The 563-nt window shown below is 37.7% G+C and carries 1 pseudogene; it reads left to right on the top strand.

Annotated elements, in window-relative coordinates:
- Positions 1-162 (top strand): annotated as a pseudogene (locus R8O10_RS26750) (HAAAP family serine/threonine permease); the annotation flags it as partial.
- Positions 163-563: the final 401 nt, after the last annotated feature.

Raw genomic sequence — 563 nt, 5'->3', positions numbered from 1 at the left:
TTATCTGGGCCAGTTATCGCAATGATCTTGTTCATTATGCCGATGTTGGCGGTACATAAGATTGAGTCGATGAAGCAGTATCGTGGAAAGCTCTCTACCTATTTTGTTCTGATCACAGGTATTGTTGCGGTAAGTGCTTTGGTTTTTAGCTTACTCAGCTAAGAAGGGGTTACTTTGAGTGATTTTCAGGGGAATACCGTTTACAACTGAAGGTAATTCCCTGAATTTTGCTTTTGTTTTCTAAAACGTAATCTAGCTTACGTCACTCCACTAAATAAGAGCGAAAACACCCGCCAACATTACTACTGAGGCGATACAAGTGCGAGCAATGATGCCGAAGTGCGACGGTTGAATCATTTCGTTATGCATAAATAATCTCCTGTTTGTTATGAACAGCCAATTTACTTTGGCTTAATAACACTATGTCTAATATCCAGTTTTTTAACAACCCATACAAACATTAAATATTTATGACACCAAAATCATCTTTTGGAGATTGGAATTACTTTTGGGAGCAGTATCACACATAATACGTATGGAAATATCTTCATCGATTATCGCTA

This window comes from Vibrio sp. 1727 (genome assembly GCF_033344415.1).
GTDB classification, from domain to species: Bacteria; Pseudomonadota; Gammaproteobacteria; order Enterobacterales; family Vibrionaceae; genus Vibrio; species Vibrio alginolyticus.
This window is presented reverse-complemented; position numbering and strand designations above follow the sequence as displayed.